Raw genomic sequence first — 17347 nt, 5'->3', positions numbered from 1 at the left:
GATCAGGCGTCGGCGGCAAGCCGCAGGCCGGCAAAGGCCCAGCGCTGATGCGGGTAGAAGAAGTTCCGATAGCCGGGCCGGACATGGCCGCCGGGGGTGACGCAGCTTCCGCCGCGCAGCACCATCTGATTGGCCATGAACTTGCCGTTGTATTCGCCGATCGCCCCGGCCGCGGGGCGGAAGCCCGGATAGGGGCCATAGGCGCTGGCGGTCCATTCCCAGACGTCGCCATAGAGCTGAACCGGCCCGCCGCTCTGTCGGGGGTCGGCCGGCTGCGGGTGCAGCACGCCGCGGGGCAGCAGATTGCCCTCGACCTTGTGCCCGGCGGCCGCCACCTCCCATTCGGCTTCGGTGGGCAGGCGCGCGCCCGAGAACCGGGCGAAGGCATCGGCTTCGTAATGGCTGACATGGACCACAGGCGCCGCCGGATCGATCGGCATCGGGCCGCGCAGGGTCATCTGCCACCAGGGGCCGTCGGGCTCGGGCCGGAACCAGTGCAGCGGCGCCTGCCAGGCTTCGGCCTCGGCCCGTGCGATGCCGTCGGACAGCCAGAATTCCGCGCGCGCATAGCCGTCTTCGGCCATGAACTCCAGCCAGTCGGCATTGGTCACCGGCCGGTCGGCCAGGCGATAGGGCTGCAACAGCACCTGGTGACGCGGGCCTTCATTGTCGAAACCGAAACCCGCGGCCGGGTCGTGGCCGATCTGATGAATGCCGCCCGGATGATCGGTCCAGGTGACGGGGCGGGGGGTGTCGGTGATGGCCGCAACCGGTGCCGTGCCGCTGTCGCCGGGCAGATAGGCGGGCTGCAACGGGTTCTGCGCGAACAGGTGCAGCACATCCATAAGGAGCAATTCCTGGTGCTGCTGCTCGTGATGGATGCCGAGTTCGACCAGCGGCATCACCCGGGCGAGGGCATCCGGCCCGGCGGAGGCCATGAGGTCGAGCACGCCCTGCGTAACGCTGGCCCGCCAGTCCAGCACCCGCGCCAGCGGCGGGCGGGTCAGCAGACCGCGGGCGGCGCGGGGATGGCGGCTGCCCAGGCCGACATAATAGGAATTGAACAGATGGTCGTAGATCGGGTCGACCGGGGCCCAGCCCGGCAGCCAGGGCAGCAGCACCAGGCGTTCGAAGAACCAGGTGGTGTGGCCCAGATGCCATTTGGTCGGGCTGCAATCGGGCATCGACTGCACGACCTGATCCTCGGGATCGAGCGGCGCCGCCAGGGCTTCGGTCTGGTGCCGGACGGCGGCGAAGCGGGCGGCAAGCCGGCCGGGGGTGGCGGCGAGATCGTCGTCGGTCGGCGGAACGGTGCCGTCATACATCGGGGCATACATGGAGGGCGGTCTCCCGGTCTGATGGTCCGGGACGTCAACCGCGCGCGGCCGGCTGCGGTTCCGGAAGAAGCGTCCGGTGCATGGAACCCAAATCGCCTGGCCGCCGTTGAGAGGGCGAACCGCACCTTGCGGGGTGCGATCAGGACCCTATCGACCGGAGGCCTTCATGACCGACGACCGCACGGCCACCAGCCGTCTTCAGGAGGATCTGGCCGCGCTGAAGCGCCAGGTCCACCAGCTGGCCGACCGCCTGAGCCATGCCGCCCACGAGACCTCGGCGCCCGAAACGCTGCGTGCCGCCCGCCACCGCGCCGCGGCGCTCGGCGCCGATGCCCGGCGGGCCACGCGGGAGCATCCGATGACCACCGGGCTGATCGTGGCCGGGGTGATCGGGCTTGCCGCCTATTGCCTGGCCTGCCGCCATAGCGAGGACGGCTCCGACCCGGGCGACGGCCGGCGGCACTGGTATTGAGCCGGCGACCTGCCCTCCGGCCGGCCGCCTGTCAAACACTCTTCAGTTCTCTTACCCCCAAGGAGACCGCTCCATGCGTAAGTTCGCCCTGCTGACGGCCACCATGCTCGTGACCGGCGGCCTTGCCGCCCCCGCCTTCTCTGCGGCGGCCACCACGACCGACGAGACGCGCAACGTGGCACAGGCCCCGGCGAATCAGGCCCCTGCGAATCAGGCCCCGGCGGCCGCAGCCGGCACAAACGCCGGCCAGGTTCCGGCCGCGCGTAGCGACGACCGCGAGGATGCGGAAGACATCGCCGAGGACCGGCAGGAAGCGCAGGAGATCATCGCCGCGGCCACCAAGGTCGCCAACCAGATGGCTTCGGACGGCCAGGCGCGTGCCGCGCTCGACAAGGCCCGTGGCGTGTTCATCGTGCCCGATTTCGCCCAGGGCGCCCTGATCATCGGCGCCGGCGGCGGTGCCGGCGTGTTCCTGGCCCGCACCGACGAGGGCTGGGGCAATCCGGCCTTTTACGAGATGGGCGGGTTGAGCTTCGGCGCCCAGGCCGGCGGCGAGTCGGGCCCGATGGCCTTCATGCTGATGACCGACAAGGCCGTTCAGGGCTTCCGCAACGACGATGATTTCACGCTGAGTGCCGAGGCCGGCTACACCTTCGGCGAGGCCAAGGACGGTGCCGCCGCCACCACCGACAACACCGCCAAGGATGTGGTGGTGTGGTCGGGCACCGAGGGCGCCTTCGCCGGTGCGGCGGTGTCGGTGGGCGACATCTCGTATGACGAGGACCGCACGGCCGCCTATTACGGCGCCGCCAGCCGCCCCGATCAGGTGCTGGACGGCCCCGCCAACAACGAGCATGGCGGCGAGCTGCGCGCCGCCCTCGGTACGCGCGGCTGACCCCAGGCCCAGGACGTCCGTGCCGTCCCCCGGCACGGATAACGACGGACACCCCGGCAGGTCTCTTGCCGGGGTGTCTTCGTCTGGTCAGCCGTCCGGATCCGCGTTGTCGAGCGCGGCAAGCAGGGCAGCCGCCAGGCCCTGCTGCTCTGCGGGCAGGGCGCGGTGCCGCGCGGCATCCTGGAGGGCGGCGGTCGCCTCGATGAACAGGCGATACTGCCCGGCATTCTGCGGCACGTCGCGCGAGGGATCATCGAGCAGCTGGCGGCAGCGCGCCGCCGATGTCGAGGTGAAGGCCCGGCAGGCCGGTGGCCGCACGTCATAGACGGTGCAGCGATCATCCGCGCCCAGAAGCGGGCAGCGCCGCCTGAGCCGCGCCGGATCGGCCATGGAGGCCGCGGCGGCGGCCGCCGCGCGCAGATCGGCGATCAGCCGGTCCCGCGCCGCGGGCGGATGCGTGGCGGCGATATGGGCGGCCATCGCCCGGGCCACCCCCGGCGGCACCGCCACGAACAGGTGACAGCAGGCGGCACAGCCGCCCGTGCAGGCGAGCGCCGGCTGGTTGGGAAAGGCCGACCGGAAGGCCGCCGCGGTCGCCTCGGCCATCTCCATCGCCTGAAGCGCCGCGTCGGCCATCGTCTCCGCCTGATCGAGCCGCCGGGCGAGTGCGGCGCGGAAGCCCCGGAAGATCGCCTCGTATCGCCCCGACAGGCTGCGGGTCAGCGCCCCCAGATCGGCGATGTCGTCGAGAACGGGGGTGAGCGGGTCTGGCTGGGGATCGGGCATGGGCGGGATCTCTGGCTGGGCGCGTGACGACGATGGTCACACCGGCCATGGCGGCCGTCCAGCGGATTGACGGAGGTGCAGCCTATGGCCGGGCGCTTGAGAGGGCGCGGTCGATGCGCACCGCGCGCGGCTGCATCCATCGCCAGATCCAGGCCATGGCCAGCATGGTGAACAACCAGGCCAGCACCACATCCGACAGGAAATGGGCGCCGAACAGCACGCGGTTGCCCGCGATCATCATCAGCACGGGGGCGAGGATCAGGGCCGCGACCCATCGCAGCCGTTCGGGCACGAAAATCAGAAGCGACAGCGCCGCCGCCGCCCCGGCGGCCTCTCCCGAAGGGAAGGAACAGTTGCGCGCGCAGGCTTCGGAGAACTGCCAGACCGGGGTGAAATCCGCCGTTCCGCCGAAATCGAGCAGCTGGCGCGGCCGGGCGCGGCCGATCAGGGGTTTCAGGGCCTCCACGATCAGCAGCGGGCCTGCCGCAAAGCTCATCAGCACGAAGAGCGGCTTGTGCGGCCGGCAGATCGCATGGCGCCGGGGCAGAAACCGGTGCGCCAGGATCAGCAGCAGCATCAGCCCCAGAATCCAGGCCGGGCTGCCGAGGCCGAAGGCCCGCAGCCCTTTCAGAAACGGATCCTGCGCCAGAACGAAGACCGATCCGTCGGCGACCCGGTGCGCGACCGCCAGATCGATCGCCGGAAAGATCATGAAGGCGAAGCTGACGACGATGATTGATCTCGCGATCACCGCCGGCGCCCGGTCGATGCCGGTCCGGCGGCCGGGTACCGTCAGCGGGGTGGGCACCGTCAGGGGGGTGGAAATCGGGGGCGCGTAGCCCGTTACGGCGCGTCGCATGCCGGCCTCTCCTTGGGGTGGAACGGCCGCAGGCTGGAATGCGATTGTCAAGAAACGGCGAAGACCGGATCAAGATCCTGTCGGGATCCGGCCAAGGCGCCGCGCCCCGGGATTGTCCGGCGTCGGTGGAAGCCGTATGGTCCGGCGTCGCCGCTGGCGACGACGACCCGGTCAACGGCGGCAAGGCATTCAATATGAACAATAATCTTGTCCTTCTGGTCGAGGACGAGCCGGCGATTGCGCGAATTCTGGACGGCTATCTGCTGCGCGAGGGCTTTCGGACCGTTCAAGCCGCCGATGGCGAAACCGCCCTTCAGCATCACGCGCTTCTGAAGCCCGACATCGTGCTGCTGGATGTGCGGATCCCGAAGATCGACGGCTTCGCGGTGCTGGCCCGGATGCGGCAGACCAGTTCGACCCCGGTGATCATGGTGACCGCGCTTGCCGACGATATCGACCGGTTGAGCGGCCTGCATCTGGGGGCCGACGACTATGTCGTGAAGCCGTTCAACCCGCAGGAAGTGGTGGCGCGGGTCAGGGCCGTCCTGCGCCGGACCCTGGAGCGGCCCGATACCGTGCTGCGCCGCTTCGGGGCGATCGAGGTGGATTTCGGCAGCCATGCGGCCTTCGTGAACCGCGACGGCGAGCGCCGGCTGCTGTCGCTGACGCTGAGCGAATTCCGGATCCTGGCGCATATGATCCGCCACCCGACCCAGGTCTTTGCGCGCGCCGACATTCTGGATGCCTGCCTGCCGGAAAGCGATGCGCTGGTCCGCACCGTCGACACCCATGTCTCCAATCTGCGCCGCAAGCTGGAAGACATGGGCGAGACCGGCTTCTTTCCCGCCGTGCGCGGCGTCGGCTATCGTCTGGCGGACCCGCAATGAGCCGGCCGACGCGCTGGCGCAGAGCCCGCGCCCTGCCGCTCGCCACCCTGACCGCGATCGCCATCGCGACCATGCTGATGCTGAGCGTGGGTCTCGCCTATATCGGCGTCACCTGGTATTCGGCCTATCTGGAAGAGAGCATCAATCGCAGCCTGCCGCCCGAGGCGGCGCTTGCCTATACCCGCGTCTACGAGGGGCTGCTGCCCGACGAGGCCGGGCTTAAGACGCTCATCGATCATCTGGAGACGGCATCGGCCGCGGCGGATCTGAAGGTGCAGATCGCCACCCTGGCCTACAGCCTGCTGTCGGCAGTGGCCTCGGCCATCATCGGGGTCTATCTGGCGCGGCGGATCGCCCGGCCGCTGGAAGACCTGACCGCGGCGGCCGATGTCCTCGGATCCGGTGATTTTTCCGCCCGCGTCGCCGCCTCGGCGGGCAGCACGCGCGAGGTGGAAAGCCTGGTCCGCACCTTCAACACGCTGGCCGCCAATCTTGAGCGGATGGAGACGCGGCTGCGCTTCAACAACATGGCGGTCGCCCATGAACTGCGCACGCCGCTGACGGTTCTGCAGGGCGGGTTGCAGGGCATACTCGACGGCGTTTTCCCGATGGACCGCAGGATGCTGGCGGATCTTCTGCTTCAGGTCGAAGGTCTGGGCCGGATCGTCGAGGATCTGCGCACCCTGTCGCTGGCGATCGGCCAGCAGCTGGTGATGCAGCGCCAGAGGCTGGATGCGGCCGGGGTGGTGGCGGCGGTTCTGTCGGCCGCGCAGCCGATGCTGGAGGCGGAGGGCCTGACGGTCGAAACCCATCTTCAGCCGGCCTCCGTCTCCGCCGATCCGTCGAGGCTTCGCCAGGCCGTGCTGGCGCTGGTCGACAATGCCCGCCGCTATGCAGCCGGCGGCGGCTGGCTGCGCGTCGAAACCGCCCGGCTGCCCGATGGCGGCGCGGTCGTCCGCCTGCTCGACCGCGGCCCCGGTTTCCCCGAGGACATGGATGCGGTCGCGATCAACCCGTTCTGGCGGGGCGATGCCTCGCGGTCGCGCGCCACGGGCGGCACGGGGCTGGGGCTTTCGGTCGTCCAGGCCATCGCGGTTGCCCATGGCGGACATCTGACGCTCGCCAACCGCCCTGAGGGCGGGGCCGTGGTCGCGATCCATCTCCGCCCGGCATAGCGCCCCGCTACCGGTACCGGCACCGGTACTTCTCTTCCGTGCAGCCTCTGCCCCACATGCCTGCCGCATCGGCGCGCGTGCCGAATTGGCGTTGACATCAGTCCTCAATAAAATAAGCTGATCATTACGGGGAACATAAGTCCATTATAAAAGACATGCGGGCCTGAAGAGGCGGGATGGCGAGGCTGGGGAGCAGGCTCGTCGGCGGTCCGGTCGTGGGTGCTGCATGGCCGCCCGATGCGGCGGTGCACAGAGGAGGCATTGGACATGCGGTTCAACAGGCGTTTCCGCAGGGTCGACAGAGGGGCGACCGGGACGGGGGCAGGGCGCAAACTTGCCGCCGCCGCCGTCGTGCTGGCGGCCATGGCGGGGCCGGTGCAGGCCGAAACCCTGACGGCGGTGATGCATTCGGGGCTGCGCATGCTCGACCCCATCGTCAGCACCGCGCATATCACCCGCGATCACGGCTATATGGTCTATGACGTGCTGGTCGCGGGCGATGGCGAGGGTGTGGTCCGGCCGCAGATGGCGGACTGGAGCATCTCGGACGACAAGCTGGTCTATACCTTCACGCTCCGCGACGGGCTGCGCTTCCACGACGGTGCGCCGGTGACGGCCGCCGATGTCGTGGCCTCGCTGAAGCGCTGGGGTGCGCGCGACGGCGCCGCCGCCTTTCTGATGGCCGCCACGGCCGGCATCGCGGCCGAGGGTGACGACAAGGTCGTCTGGACCCTGACGACACCCTTCCCGCTGCTGCTGGAGGTTCTGGCCAAGCCGTCTTCGGTGCCGGCCTTCATCATGCCGGCGCGGGTGGCGGCGACCCCCGCCGATCAGACGATCACCGATTATGTCGGCTCCGGCCCCTTCGTGTTTTCGAGCGCGGATTTCCAGCCGGGGGTGAAGGTCGTCTACAACCGCTTCGACGGTTACAAGCCGCGGAGCGAGCCGGCCTCTGGCCTGGCGGGCGGCAAGGTCGTCAATGTCGACCGCGTCGAATGGGTGACCATGCCCGACAACCAGACCGCGATCAGCGCGCTGATGGGCGGCGAGGTCGACCTGATCGAGAACGTCCAGATCGATCTGCTCGACATCCTGAAATCGAGCCCCGACGTGACGGTGGAGACCCGCGATCCGCTGGGCTATCAGGTTTTCGCGCGGATGAATTTCAAGCATCCGCCCTTCAACGATGTCCGCCTGCGGCGGGCGGCGCTGGCGGCGCTTGGCCAGGAACAGGTCATGGCCACGCTGATCGGCAACCCCGACTACTATAAGCTGTGTGGTGCGATCTTTGGTTGTGGGACGCCGCTCGGCAGCGAGGCGGGGTCTGAAAGCCTGAAGGCCGGCGGCGACCCGGCCCGGGCGCGGCAGATGCTGACCGAGGCCGGCTATGACGGCACGCCGGTGGTGATCATGCAGGCGACCGATCTCGGCACCGTCGGCACCGCGCCTGTGGTGATCGCCGCCGCCCTGCGCGAGGCCGGGTTCAAGGTCGATCTTCAGGCCATGGATTGGCAGACCCTGGTGTCGCGCCGCGCCAGCCAGAAGCCGCCGGCAGAGGGCGGCTGGAACATCTTCACCAGCTTCATCAGCGGGATCGAGTCCAACACGCCGCTGATCAACCCGATCCTGCCGTCCACCGGCGATACCGGCTGGTTCGGCTGGGCGAATGATCCCGAACTCGAAGCCCTGCGCGCCGCCTATCTCAAGGCCGACGGGCTGGAGGCGCAGAAGGCGGTGGCCCACCGCATCCAGGAACATGTGCTGGACCAGGTGATCTTCGTGCCGCTCGGCAATTATCCCTTCGTGCAGGCGCGCAGCAACCGGCTGACCGACATGCTGCCGACGGCGGTTCCGGTGTTCTGGAACCTGACGCTCGCCGACTGATCCATCCGCCGGCCCGGCCCTGCCGCTCTGCGGCGGGCCGGCCGGGCAGCTGCCCGCCCGGAGCCCAAGCCCATGCCAGGCTATATCGTCAAACGCGTCCTCGCGGTCATCCCGGTGATGGCGATCGTGGCGCTGATCGTCTTCCTGATCCTGCGCCTGACGCCCGGCGACCCGGCCGCGATCATCGCCGGCGATGCCGCAACCCCCGACCAGATCGAACGGCTGCGGCAGAGCATGGGCCTGAACGAGCCGATCCTTATGCAGTTCATCCACTGGGTGGGGCAGCTGCTGCAGGGCAATCTCGGCACCTCGCTTCTGTCGGGCACGTCGGTCAATGCGCTGATCGCCGACCGGATCTGGCCCACGCTCAACATCGCGGTGCTGACCATCATCCTGTCGGTGGCGATCGCCGTGCCGCTCGGTACCTTCGCCGCCTGGCGCCATGGCCGCATCGGCGACCGGGTGGTGATGATCGTCTCGGTCGCCGGCTTCTCGGTGCCGGCCTTCGTGGTCGGCTATGTGCTGATCAAGATCTTCGCCGCCGATCTGCGCTGGCTGCCGGTCCAGGGCTATCGTGCGCCCTCGGCCGGGTTCGGGGAGTTCCTGCGCCATGCGATCCTGCCCGCCCTGACGCTGACCGCGGCCTATGTCGCGCTGACCGCGCGCATGACCCGCGCCAGCCTGCTGAACGTGCTGGGGAGGATTTCATCCGCACCGCCCGGGCCAAGGGCGTGGGCGAGACCCGGGTTCTGCTGCGCCACGGCCTGCGCAATGCCGCGGTGCCGGTGCTGACGGTGGTCGGCACCGGCTTCGCCATGCTGCTGTCGGGCGTGGTGGTGGTCGAAAGCGTGTTCAACATCCCCGGCATCGGCCGGCTGACCATCGATGCGGTGATGGCCCGCGACTACCCGGTCATCCAGGGCATGATCCTGCTGACCAGCGGCCTCTACGTACTGGTCAACCTTTTGATCGACCTTGCCTATACCCTCTTCGACCCGCGGATCCGCTACTGATGGCAGAGATGTTCCGTTCGATCCGTCAGATGCCGGCGCTGATCGTCCCCGGCCTGGCCGTGCTGGTGCTGGCGGCGATCGTGCTCGCCACGCTTCTGGCGCCGCTGCTGGCGCCGCATGATCCGCTGGCGCTGTCGCCGCTGAACCGGCTGAAACCGCCGGGGGGTGATTTCCCGCTCGGCACCGATGCGCTGGGCCGCGATCTTCTGTCGCGCGTGCTTCATGGCGGGCGGGTGTCGCTGCTGATCGGCATCGGCACCGCGGCGGTCAGCATCATGGCCGGTCTGGTCATCGGACTGGTCGCGGGCTTCTTCCGCACCGCCGATGCGGTGATCATGCGGGTGATGGACGCCTTCATGGCGATCCCGCCGGTGCTGCTGGCGGTGGCGCTGGTCGCGATCCACGGCGCCAGCATCCTGTCGGTGGTCCTGGCGATCACCTTTTCCGAGATCCCGCGGGTGGTGCGGCTGGTGCGCTCGGTGGTGCTGTCGGCGCGCGAGGAACCCTATGTCGAGGCGGCGATGACGCTGGGCACGCGCATGCCGGTGATCCTGTGGCGGCATCTGATGCCGAACACGCTGGCGCCGCTGATCGTGCAGGGCACCTATATCTGCGCCTCGGCGATCCTGATCGAATCGATCCTGTCCTTCCTGGGGCTGGGCATCGGCACCGAAACGCCCAGCTGGGGCAATATCATGGCCGAGGGTCGCAGCTATTTCCTGCTGAAGCCGTCGCTGATCTTCTGGCCGGGGCTGCTGCTGTCGCTCTGCGTGCTCGCGATCAACATTCTGGGCGATGCCGCGCGCGACCTGCTGGACCCGCGCATGCGCCGGCGGGAGGGCTGAGCCGATGACGACCAGGTTCAAGACCACCGGTTTCGAGACGGCCGAAGACGTGCTCGCCATCGACCGGCTGTGCATCGATCTTGAGACCGCCGCCGGCCCCCGGCCGGTGCTCGACGACGTCAGCCTGAAGATCAGACAGGGCGAGACCGCCTGCCTGGTGGGCGAGAGCGGGTCGGGCAAGTCGCTCACCTCGCTCGCGATCATGGGGCTGCTGCCGCCCGGCGTTCTGAAGGTGCGGTCCGGCGGGATCATGCTTGAGGGCACGGATCTTCTGAGCCGCACGCCCCGCCAGCTGCGAAACCTCCGCGGCGACCGGATGGCGATGATCTTTCAGGAGCCGATGACCGCGCTCAACCCGGTGATGCGGGTCGGCGACCAGATCGCCGAGGTGCTGGACACCCATGCCAGACTGAAGGGACCCGACCGCCGCGCCCGGGTGCTGGAAGCGATGGAACAGGTGCATCTGCCCGATATCGCGCGGATCTTTCGGGCCTATCCGCATCAGCTGTCGGGCGGCCAGCGCCAGCGGGTGATGATCGCCATGGCGCTGATCCTGGAACCGGCCCTGCTGATCGCCGACGAGCCGACCACGGCGCTGGATGTCACCACCCAGAAGCAGATCCTGTCGCTGATCGCCGAGATGCAGCGGGTGCACGGCACGGCGGTGCTGTTCATCACCCATGATATGGGCGTGGTATCGGAAATCGCCGATACGGTGCATGTGATGCGCCAGGGCCGGCTGGTCGAGACGGCGCCTGCCGAACGGCTGTTCCGGGCCCCCGAACACGACTACACCCGCGCCCTGCTGGCGGCGGTGCCGAGCCTGCGGCCGCGCGCGCCCCGGGAGCCGCAATCCCGCCCGCCGGTGCTGGACGTGGCGGGGCTGGGCAAGACCTATCGGAGCGGCGGCTTCCTGAAACCGACCCTGGCGAAGCGGGCGGCCGAGGATGTGAGCTTCGCCCTCAGGCCCGGCCGGACCATCGGCATCGTGGGCGAAAGCGGCTCCGGCAAGTCGACGGTGGCGCGCTGCGTGATGCGGCTGATCGATCCCGGCCAGGGCCGGATCAGCCTGGCGGGCACCGACATCACCCATCTGAAACCCGGGGCCATGCGCCGGCACCGCGCGAAGATCCAGATCGTGTTTCAGGACCCGTATCGCTCGCTCAACCCCAGGCGGCGGATCGCCGACAGCCTGATCGAGGGGCCGATGAATTTCGGCCGGACGCGCGATCAGGCGCTGGCCCGCGCCCGTGACCTGCTGGAAACCGTGGGGTTGACCGCCGATGCCCTGGACCGCTATCCCCATCAGTTCTCGGGCGGGCAGCGCCAGCGCATCGCCATTGCCCGGGCGGTCGCCATGGAACCCGAGGTGATCGTCGCCGACGAGGCCGTCTCCGCCCTCGACGTCTCGGTGCAGGACCAGGTGCTGAAACTGCTGGAACGGCTGCAGGACGAGCTGGGCATCGCCATCCTGTTCATCACCCATGATCTGCGGGTGGCGGCCCAGATCTGCGACGAGGTGATCGTCATGCAGCAGGGCCGGGTGGTGGAACAGGGCCCCGCCGGCCGGGTGCTGGTGGCGCCGCGCCATGCCTATACCCATGCGCTGATCGACGCCGCCCCCGGCCGCGGCTGGGATTTCGCCGCCTGCCGCGAGATTGCGCCCCTCCGGCCGGGTGCATAACCTTCAGACGGGCGCATAACCTTTCCTCTCATTGTCTTCTGTCATCGGGGATCTGATTTTTATGAAGGATTGCATCGTTCTTGGCGCCGGCATGGTCGGCGTCGGCACGGCCCTGGCACTCCAGCGGCTGGGCGTGGCGGTGACGCTGGCCGACCGTCGTCCGGCGGGGGAGGAAACCAGCTACGGCAATGCCGGCATCATCCAGATGGAGGCGGTGGAGCCCTATCCCTTCCCGCGCCAGGCGGGCGAGATCCTGTCGGCGGCGCTGGGCTTCAACGACAAGGTCCGCTGGCGGGCGGGATCGCTGCATCGCTGGGCGGGGCCGGTGCTGCGCTATTTCCTCGCCTCCGCCCCCGCCAGCCATCGCCGCATCGCCGCGGTCTACAGCGCGATGATCCGCCAGGCCGGAGAGGATCACGCGCCGCTGATCGAGGCGGCCGGCGCCGGGGATCTGATCCGCCGCGACGGGTTTCGCGACGTCTATCGCAGGCCCAGGAGCTTCGATCAGGCGGTGCACGAGGCCGAAAGGCTGCGGCGGGAGTTCGGCGTGGCGGCGCGGATCGAAACCGGCCAGGACATCGCCCGCGCGGAGCCCACGCTCCGCATCGGGCTTGCCGGCGCGGTCCACTGGACGGATGCCTGGAGCTGCGCCGATCCGGGCGCCCTGACCGCCGCCTATGCCCGGCTGTTCAGCGCGCGCGGCGGTGCCACCGTCACGGCCGATGCCACCACGCTCCGCCAGACCGCCGGCGGCTGGCGGATCGACGGCCCCGACGGGCCGATCGAGGCCGAACATGTGGTGGTGGCGCTGGGGCCGTGGAGTGCTGACCTGCTCCGGCCACTGGGCTATCGCATCCCGATGTTCTTCAAGCGCGGCTATCACCAGCATTTCACCGGCGGCCGCGGCCCCGACCTGCCGCTGATCGACGCCGATCGCGGCATCGTGGTGGCACCGATGCGCAAGGGGCTGCGGGTGCTGACCGGCGCGGAACTCACCGACCTGACCGCCGGCGCCACCCGCCACCAGATCGACCGCGCCCGCATGGCCGCCGGCGAACTGTTCGACCTGGGCACCCCGGTCGAATCGGAAGCCTGGTTCGGCAACCGCCCCTGCCTGCCCGGCATGCTGCCGATCGTGGGCCGGGCCCCCCGCCACAAGGGACTGTGGCTGAATTTCGGCCACGGCCACCAGGGCTTCACCCTGGGCCCGACCACCGGCCGGATGCTGGCGGGGGAGTTGGCGGGGAATGAGAAGCTGCCGGGGGAGTTGGGGTTGGGGGGGTGAGGGGTGGTCCAGACCGCGTAGATAGGTAACAGTTCAGCCCGCCGACATGGGTAACAGGTGTGCAAGATGGTCGCGGAGGTGCGACCATGGCGTGACAAGAGACCTGTGTGATGGATGAGCGGTTGTGTTTTGTGTCGGCGTGCCTTGAGGGCGGCGACAGCATCTCGGAGTTGTGCCGTGTGTTCGGCATCAGCCGTAAGACGGGGCATAAATGGCTGGGTCGCTATCGCCGTGACGAGGTTCGCGGGCTGGAGGATCGGTCGCGTGCGCCGCATGGCAATCCGCGAGCGGTTGGCGCGGAGATCCGCGAGGCGGTTCTGGATGTGCGTCGTGCACCTCCTCGCTGGGGGCCTCGCAAGGTAAATGCCTGGCTTGAGGCACGGTCTCCGGATCTGTGCTGGCCGGCGGCGAGCACGATCGGGGACATGCTTGTCGAGGCCGGGTTGAGCCGGGCGCGCAAGAGATGTCGGCGCATCGGGCCGCAATCCCACCCGTTCCAGAGCTGCCGGGCGCCGAACGACGTCTGGTGCATGGACTTCAAAGGCTGGTTTCTGACCGGCGACGGGATCCAGGTGGATTCTCTGACGGTGACGGATGCGGAGAGCCGATACCTGATCCGGTGTGAGGCGGTCGGCCGTCCGGATCTGGCACATGTGTGGCCGGTTCTGGAAAGCGCGTTTTACGAGTTTGGTCTGCCGACGGCGATGCGCTCGGACAATGGAGCGCCGTTTGCCGGGCGGGGTGCGGGAGGCCTGTCCCGTCTGGCGGTACGACTGATCAAGGCTGGCATCCGGCCGGAGCGGATCGAGCCCGGCAAGCCGCAACAGAACGGGCGACATGAGCGGATGCACCTGACGCTTCAGGAAGAAACGGCCTCGCCGCCGGCGCGGAGCCTGAAGGAGCAGATGCAGCGGTTCCGGGACTTCCGCCAGAGCTTCAACCACGAGCGCCCGCATGAAGCGCTGGATTATGAGGTACCCGCCGCGCGCTACCAGCCCTCGCCACGGCGTTTTGACGGCCGGCTGCGATCGCCAGACTATCCGCATGACGCCGAGATCCGGAGAGTGCGCAGGACGGGAGAGATCAAATGGCGAAACCGAAGCCTGTTTCTGACCGAGGTGCTCTCAGGCGAGCCGGTCGGGCTGTTCTTGATCGGCCCCGAGACCTGGCTGGTGAAATACGGGCCTGTTGCGCTGGGCTCGATCAGGGGGAAAGCGGGCTTTGAAAAGTTTGGTGCGGGATCGCGATCCCGCACCAAACCAAGGCCGGAACCGGGGTGAGCTGTTACCTATGTCTCCGGTCTGAAGTGTTACCCGTCTTTCCGGTTGCTCACATATCTCAGGTGTGTTTTGCTGGTGATGGTTCTTAAGCGGACTGTGCGGCCTCGTAGAGTGAAAAGCCTGCCGGCAGAGGTTCTGAACCCCAGTCCATGACGATCGCCACGCTATATCGGCCACGGGTAAGGGCTACGTAAAATTTAGCTCTGCTCTGGGGTTTTAAATCGAACTCATGATTGATGAGCCATTGCTTCATGGGGCTAGTTGGGACGATGACGACGTGATCAAACCCTCTACCCTTTGCTTCTCCAAAGTTCATCGCCGAAAATCGGTTGTCAACCCCAGTACTGCTGACTTTATCGCGTAACTGCATTGGCCGGAACATTTCGAGATAATGAGTATAGTCAGCGGTTCTAAGAATGAAGAGGCCTGCATGGTGTGGAGTGCCTGACCGGCAACACGTGCATTCGCAGGCTTCGCTGGCGGATAACCTCGGAAATAGACGGGACGAAATCGCACAGATATCAACGCTGTTGCGATGCGAGCGATTTAGAGTAGTTTCATCGATCTCAACAGCGACTTTTCTGGGAAATTTATGGCGTAGGAAATCCACGATACCGCCATCAGTATATTTCGCGTAACGCTTTTCATTATGTGTTAAATATGTAACCTGCCGCGGGTCGCCGACCATAAGTAAGCGTGCAGGGCTTCCCGCTAGGGCTTTGAGTATGTCTAAATCGTATCCGGCTAAGTCTTGGACCTCGTCGACGAATATGTGTGGGAATACGCGAGAAATTCGGTCTATCACAGATTCATTACTATTTTTATTGCAGCGAATCACTAATTTAGAAAGTTTATCAGAATATATGCGCCGGGTTGAATCAAAATAGTGCTTCTCGAAATCTCTTTCGCCCCAGTAAATCGGATGGCTTCCTGATCTATTGACCTTCAGCCCCGACTGCTTCGAGACTAGCTGCATGCCAACAACCTGGAAATCAAATAAACCACCTTGGAATGGTTTGACGCCATGAGTGATCAAGAAACTGAACCACGTCATGATCACGACATGGGCCGGGACATGTCCAATGATCTCGAAGAATTTTTGGCGGATCTCTGCCTCGTTCGACTCTGTGTAGGTCGTGATCAGCACCCGTTCCCCCTTGATCTTCATCGCCTCATGGACGAGATAGGTGGTCTTGCCTGAACCGGCGGCGGCGACAATAATCTTGTTGTTGTCGATCATAGCGTGATGGCCTTGATAATGTAGTCTGGATAGTCAATGGCGGTCTCCGAACTGAAGATCGCCAGTGCAACTTCTGTCTTGTTATTCTTCATGTACTTTCGAAGATCGTCTTCTGTTTTTAATTTTTTATTAAATATGCCATTTAATATAGACAAATTATTTGATTTAAGGATTTTTGGTTCCAGAGTATTATAATTATATGGTTTATCTTTTATTCTTAATTCACCGGCATCTACGACTTTGTCAAAGCAAATTTTTATATTTTGTGATTCTTTGTATTCGGAGTATTTTTTCTCGACGGCACCTGCGTCGCCATCATTGTCAGTCACTACGGCGACCGGAATCTTGAGCTTGTCAGCGAGTTCTAAGAACCTGAGAAACGCCGTACCGACTGAAATAACATCTATACCGTCCTGGATTGGCAGTTTGCCGTCATTTCTATCCATATAGGCTCGCTGGATGATGAGTTCGTCGGAATCGCCCTCCACCAAGATAACTTTGCGAGCAAGCACCAAGCGCAGAGTATCGTAGCCCGCCAATTTCTTGAAGAAGTCGCTCGCCGTCAATTCGGATATCCGCGCGACCTCCCCATCGCGCAGCACGATAAGATGATCAAGTCCCAGTTTGTTGGCAACAAAGCTGCTGTGTGTAGAAATGATGATCTGCTTCTGCCCGTGTTCATCGGTGAGGTCTGCCATAAGTTCGTTCAGCCGCGCATGCGACAGATGGTTTTCCGGCTCCTCCAAGAGGATGACGGTCGCTTCTGTCGTCTTTCTGGCGCTAAGAGCGAGCTTGGTCTTGATGATACATTGTTCTCCCTTACCAATATACTGGAACGGGATGAGATCGATGTATGTCATCAGGCTACTTTCCCAAGCAGTCTGGGATGATAGATCAACTGAGACGCTGACTGACTTCTGACTGATCTTTGCAGTTCTCGTGATTCTCTCGTTAATCAGCTGGAGGTTGCTATCTTTGACAAAGGCGTCTCTCAATTTCCTATGTGCTTGTGAAATAGATGCACGATCGGATTCGTCAAGTATATCTCGAATAATCCGGGAAACATACACATCAGAACCGTTCTGCAGGCGCGTACTCGACGAGTCGATCAAAGCGGACTTGATCGGGATATTCCGCGCAGTGATGCCCCTACGTGCGAACGACCGCATGGTCACGGTATAATATTCAACGGGAATAGAATTTAGTTCTCCGGCCTTCAATAGCGCCTCATACGGACCCCTGTAGTTTTCTTCATCAAATTCGATCCGATAGACGACGCCGCTGGCTTTGATTTTTTCGGAGTTCCCATCGCCCTCCAGTTCGGCCAGTTCGCTCGATGTTCCGGAAAAAAACAGTTCGATGGTGATTGTTGGCGGCGGGAGAGGCGATGAGGTCTTGAGGCTGTTTAGGTATTTGCTTTGTGTATTTAAATTAAAAAGATAGCTCGTGATGTCATTATTGAGTGTGCGACCGTGTAACATCCCTGTCAGGGCTAAATGTATGGCTTCCAGTATTGTTGTCTTTCCGGACTCGTTTCCGCCAACGATTACGTTCAGGCCATCGTTCATGGCGAATGTGAAAGTCTCTTCGTAGCGCTTGAAGTTGGTGATCTTTAGTTTGGCGATCTTCATCCGTTCCTCCCTCTTGAAGGTCCGCCCCCACTATTGGTAGCAGAGCTTGGGAATCGCAGTATAGAGAGGAGTAG

General features: G+C 65.2%; 14 protein-coding genes and 1 pseudogene. 10 read left to right on the top strand and 5 right to left on the bottom strand.

Annotated features, from left to right (window positions below; all coding sequences use genetic code 11):
* Window positions 1–2 precede the first annotated feature (2 nt).
* Entirely contained in the window at window positions 3–1337 is a 1335-nt protein-coding gene (egtB, locus tag TMO_RS18115) for an ergothioneine biosynthesis protein EgtB (protein WP_014747114.1), read from the bottom strand.
* Window positions 1338–1503: 166 nt separating this feature from the next.
* Between egtB and TMO_RS18110 the strand changes: the two genes are divergently transcribed.
* Window positions 1504–1809 (top strand): hypothetical protein, encoded by a 306-nt coding sequence (locus TMO_RS18110; protein ID WP_014747113.1) that lies wholly within the window; start codon window positions 1504–1506, stop codon window positions 1807–1809.
* A gap of 73 nt (window positions 1810–1882) precedes the next feature.
* The gene (locus TMO_RS18105) at window positions 1883–2704 is read left to right on the top strand and encodes a lipid-binding SYLF domain-containing protein (protein ID WP_014747112.1); all 822 of its coding nucleotides are present in this window, start codon (window positions 1883–1885) and stop codon (window positions 2702–2704) included.
* An 87-nt stretch (window positions 2705–2791) separates the two neighbouring features.
* Here TMO_RS18105 and TMO_RS18100 read toward each other — a convergent pair whose 3' ends face one another.
* Both TMO_RS18100 and TMO_RS18095 read right to left on the bottom strand, forming a co-directional pair.
* Complete coding sequence (locus tag TMO_RS18100) at window positions 2792–3490, bottom strand: YkgJ family cysteine cluster protein (RefSeq protein ID WP_014747111.1); 699 nt, start codon at window positions 3488–3490, stop codon at window positions 2792–2794.
* 82 nt (window positions 3491–3572) lie between these two features.
* Window positions 3573–4349 carry a phosphatase PAP2 family protein gene (locus tag TMO_RS18095; RefSeq protein WP_041606862.1) on the bottom strand — a complete coding sequence of 259 codons (777 nt, stop codon included), beginning with the start codon at window positions 4347–4349 and terminating at the stop codon, window positions 3573–3575.
* Window positions 4350–4543: 194 nt separating this feature from the next.
* Between TMO_RS18095 and TMO_RS18090 the strand changes: the two genes are divergently transcribed.
* From TMO_RS18090 to TMO_RS30580, 8 genes and pseudogenes are all read left to right on the top strand, one after another.
* Window positions 4544–5236 (top strand): response regulator, encoded by a 693-nt coding sequence (locus TMO_RS18090; RefSeq protein WP_041606955.1) that lies wholly within the window; start codon window positions 4544–4546, stop codon window positions 5234–5236.
* Window positions 5233–6411, top strand: coding sequence for an ATP-binding protein (locus TMO_RS18085; RefSeq protein WP_014747108.1), 1179 nt, complete (start codon window positions 5233–5235; stop codon window positions 6409–6411). Before TMO_RS18090 ends, TMO_RS18085 begins: the two co-directional genes overlap by 4 nt.
* A 267-nt stretch (window positions 6412–6678) precedes the next feature.
* Window positions 6679–8295 carry an ABC transporter substrate-binding protein gene (locus TMO_RS18080; protein ID WP_014747107.1) on the top strand — a complete coding sequence of 539 codons (1617 nt, stop codon included), beginning with the start codon at window positions 6679–6681 and terminating at the stop codon, window positions 8293–8295.
* A 72-nt stretch (window positions 8296–8367) separates the two neighbouring features.
* A pseudogene (locus tag TMO_RS18075) lies at window positions 8368–9308 on the top strand (ABC transporter permease).
* Between the two features lie 8 nt (window positions 9309–9316).
* Window positions 9317–10153, top strand: coding sequence for an ABC transporter permease (locus tag TMO_RS18070; RefSeq protein ID WP_416069009.1), 837 nt, complete (start codon window positions 9317–9319; stop codon window positions 10151–10153).
* Between the two features lie 4 nt (window positions 10154–10157).
* Complete coding sequence (locus TMO_RS18065) at window positions 10158–11837, top strand: ABC transporter ATP-binding protein (RefSeq protein WP_014747103.1); 1680 nt, start codon at window positions 10158–10160, stop codon at window positions 11835–11837.
* A gap of 61 nt (window positions 11838–11898) precedes the next feature.
* Window positions 11899–13122, top strand: a complete 1224-nt coding sequence (locus TMO_RS18060; RefSeq protein WP_014747102.1) for an NAD(P)/FAD-dependent oxidoreductase — start codon at window positions 11899–11901, stop codon at window positions 13120–13122.
* A gap of 110 nt (window positions 13123–13232) precedes the next feature.
* Window positions 13233–14402, top strand: a complete 1170-nt coding sequence (locus TMO_RS30580) for an integrase core domain-containing protein (protein ID WP_228382343.1) — start codon at window positions 13233–13235, stop codon at window positions 14400–14402.
* Between the two features lie 85 nt (window positions 14403–14487).
* Here the strand turns inward: TMO_RS30580 and TMO_RS30575 are convergent, their stop codons facing one another.
* Both TMO_RS30575 and TMO_RS18050 read right to left on the bottom strand, forming a co-directional pair.
* On the bottom strand, window positions 14488–15642 hold the full coding sequence (locus TMO_RS30575; protein WP_081599037.1) for a UvrD-helicase domain-containing protein: 1155 nt from the start codon (window positions 15640–15642) through the stop codon (window positions 14488–14490).
* A complete protein-coding gene (locus TMO_RS18050) occupies window positions 15639–17273 on the bottom strand; it encodes an ATP-dependent nuclease (protein ID WP_014747100.1) in 1635 nt (544 codons plus the stop codon). The genes TMO_RS30575 and TMO_RS18050 overlap by 4 nt, the downstream gene beginning before the upstream one ends.
* Window positions 17274–17347 lie beyond the last annotated feature (74 nt).

It is taken from the genome of Tistrella mobilis KA081020-065, assembly GCF_000264455.2.
Taxonomy (GTDB): Bacteria; Pseudomonadota; Alphaproteobacteria; order Tistrellales; family Tistrellaceae; genus Tistrella; species Tistrella mobilis.
Note: the sequence above shows the minus strand (reverse complement) of the source record. Positions and strands in the feature narration are given on the sequence as shown.

What these genes read in the sequence shown, in the direction of transcription:
- TMO_RS18065 (WP_014747103.1), top strand. Translation starts at nt 10,158, where the DNA reads ATGACGACCAGGTTCAAGACCACCGGTTTCGAGACGGCCGAAGACGTG.
- TMO_RS18095 (WP_041606862.1), bottom strand. Translation starts at nt 4,349, where the DNA reads ATGCGACGCGCCGTAACGGGCTACGCGCCCCCGATTTCCACCCCCCTG.
- egtB (WP_014747114.1), bottom strand. Translation starts at nt 1,337, where the DNA reads ATGTATGCCCCGATGTATGACGGCACCGTTCCGCCGACCGACGACGAT.
- TMO_RS18110 (WP_014747113.1), top strand. Translation starts at nt 1,504, where the DNA reads ATGACCGACGACCGCACGGCCACCAGCCGTCTTCAGGAGGATCTGGCC.
- TMO_RS18090 (WP_041606955.1), top strand. Translation starts at nt 4,544, where the DNA reads ATGAACAATAATCTTGTCCTTCTGGTCGAGGACGAGCCGGCGATTGCG.
- TMO_RS18085 (WP_014747108.1), top strand. Translation starts at nt 5,233, where the DNA reads ATGAGCCGGCCGACGCGCTGGCGCAGAGCCCGCGCCCTGCCGCTCGCC.
- TMO_RS18070 (WP_416069009.1), top strand. Translation starts at nt 9,317, where the DNA reads ATGTTCCGTTCGATCCGTCAGATGCCGGCGCTGATCGTCCCCGGCCTG.
- TMO_RS30575 (WP_081599037.1), bottom strand. Translation starts at nt 15,642, where the DNA reads ATGATCGACAACAACAAGATTATTGTCGCCGCCGCCGGTTCAGGCAAG.
- TMO_RS18060 (WP_014747102.1), top strand. Translation starts at nt 11,899, where the DNA reads ATGAAGGATTGCATCGTTCTTGGCGCCGGCATGGTCGGCGTCGGCACG.
- TMO_RS18080 (WP_014747107.1), top strand. Translation starts at nt 6,679, where the DNA reads ATGCGGTTCAACAGGCGTTTCCGCAGGGTCGACAGAGGGGCGACCGGG.
- TMO_RS18105 (WP_014747112.1), top strand. Translation starts at nt 1,883, where the DNA reads ATGCGTAAGTTCGCCCTGCTGACGGCCACCATGCTCGTGACCGGCGGC.
- TMO_RS30580 (WP_228382343.1), top strand. Translation starts at nt 13,233, where the DNA reads ATGGATGAGCGGTTGTGTTTTGTGTCGGCGTGCCTTGAGGGCGGCGAC.
- TMO_RS18050 (WP_014747100.1), bottom strand. Translation starts at nt 17,273, where the DNA reads ATGAAGATCGCCAAACTAAAGATCACCAACTTCAAGCGCTACGAAGAG.
- TMO_RS18100 (WP_014747111.1), bottom strand. Translation starts at nt 3,490, where the DNA reads ATGCCCGATCCCCAGCCAGACCCGCTCACCCCCGTTCTCGACGACATC.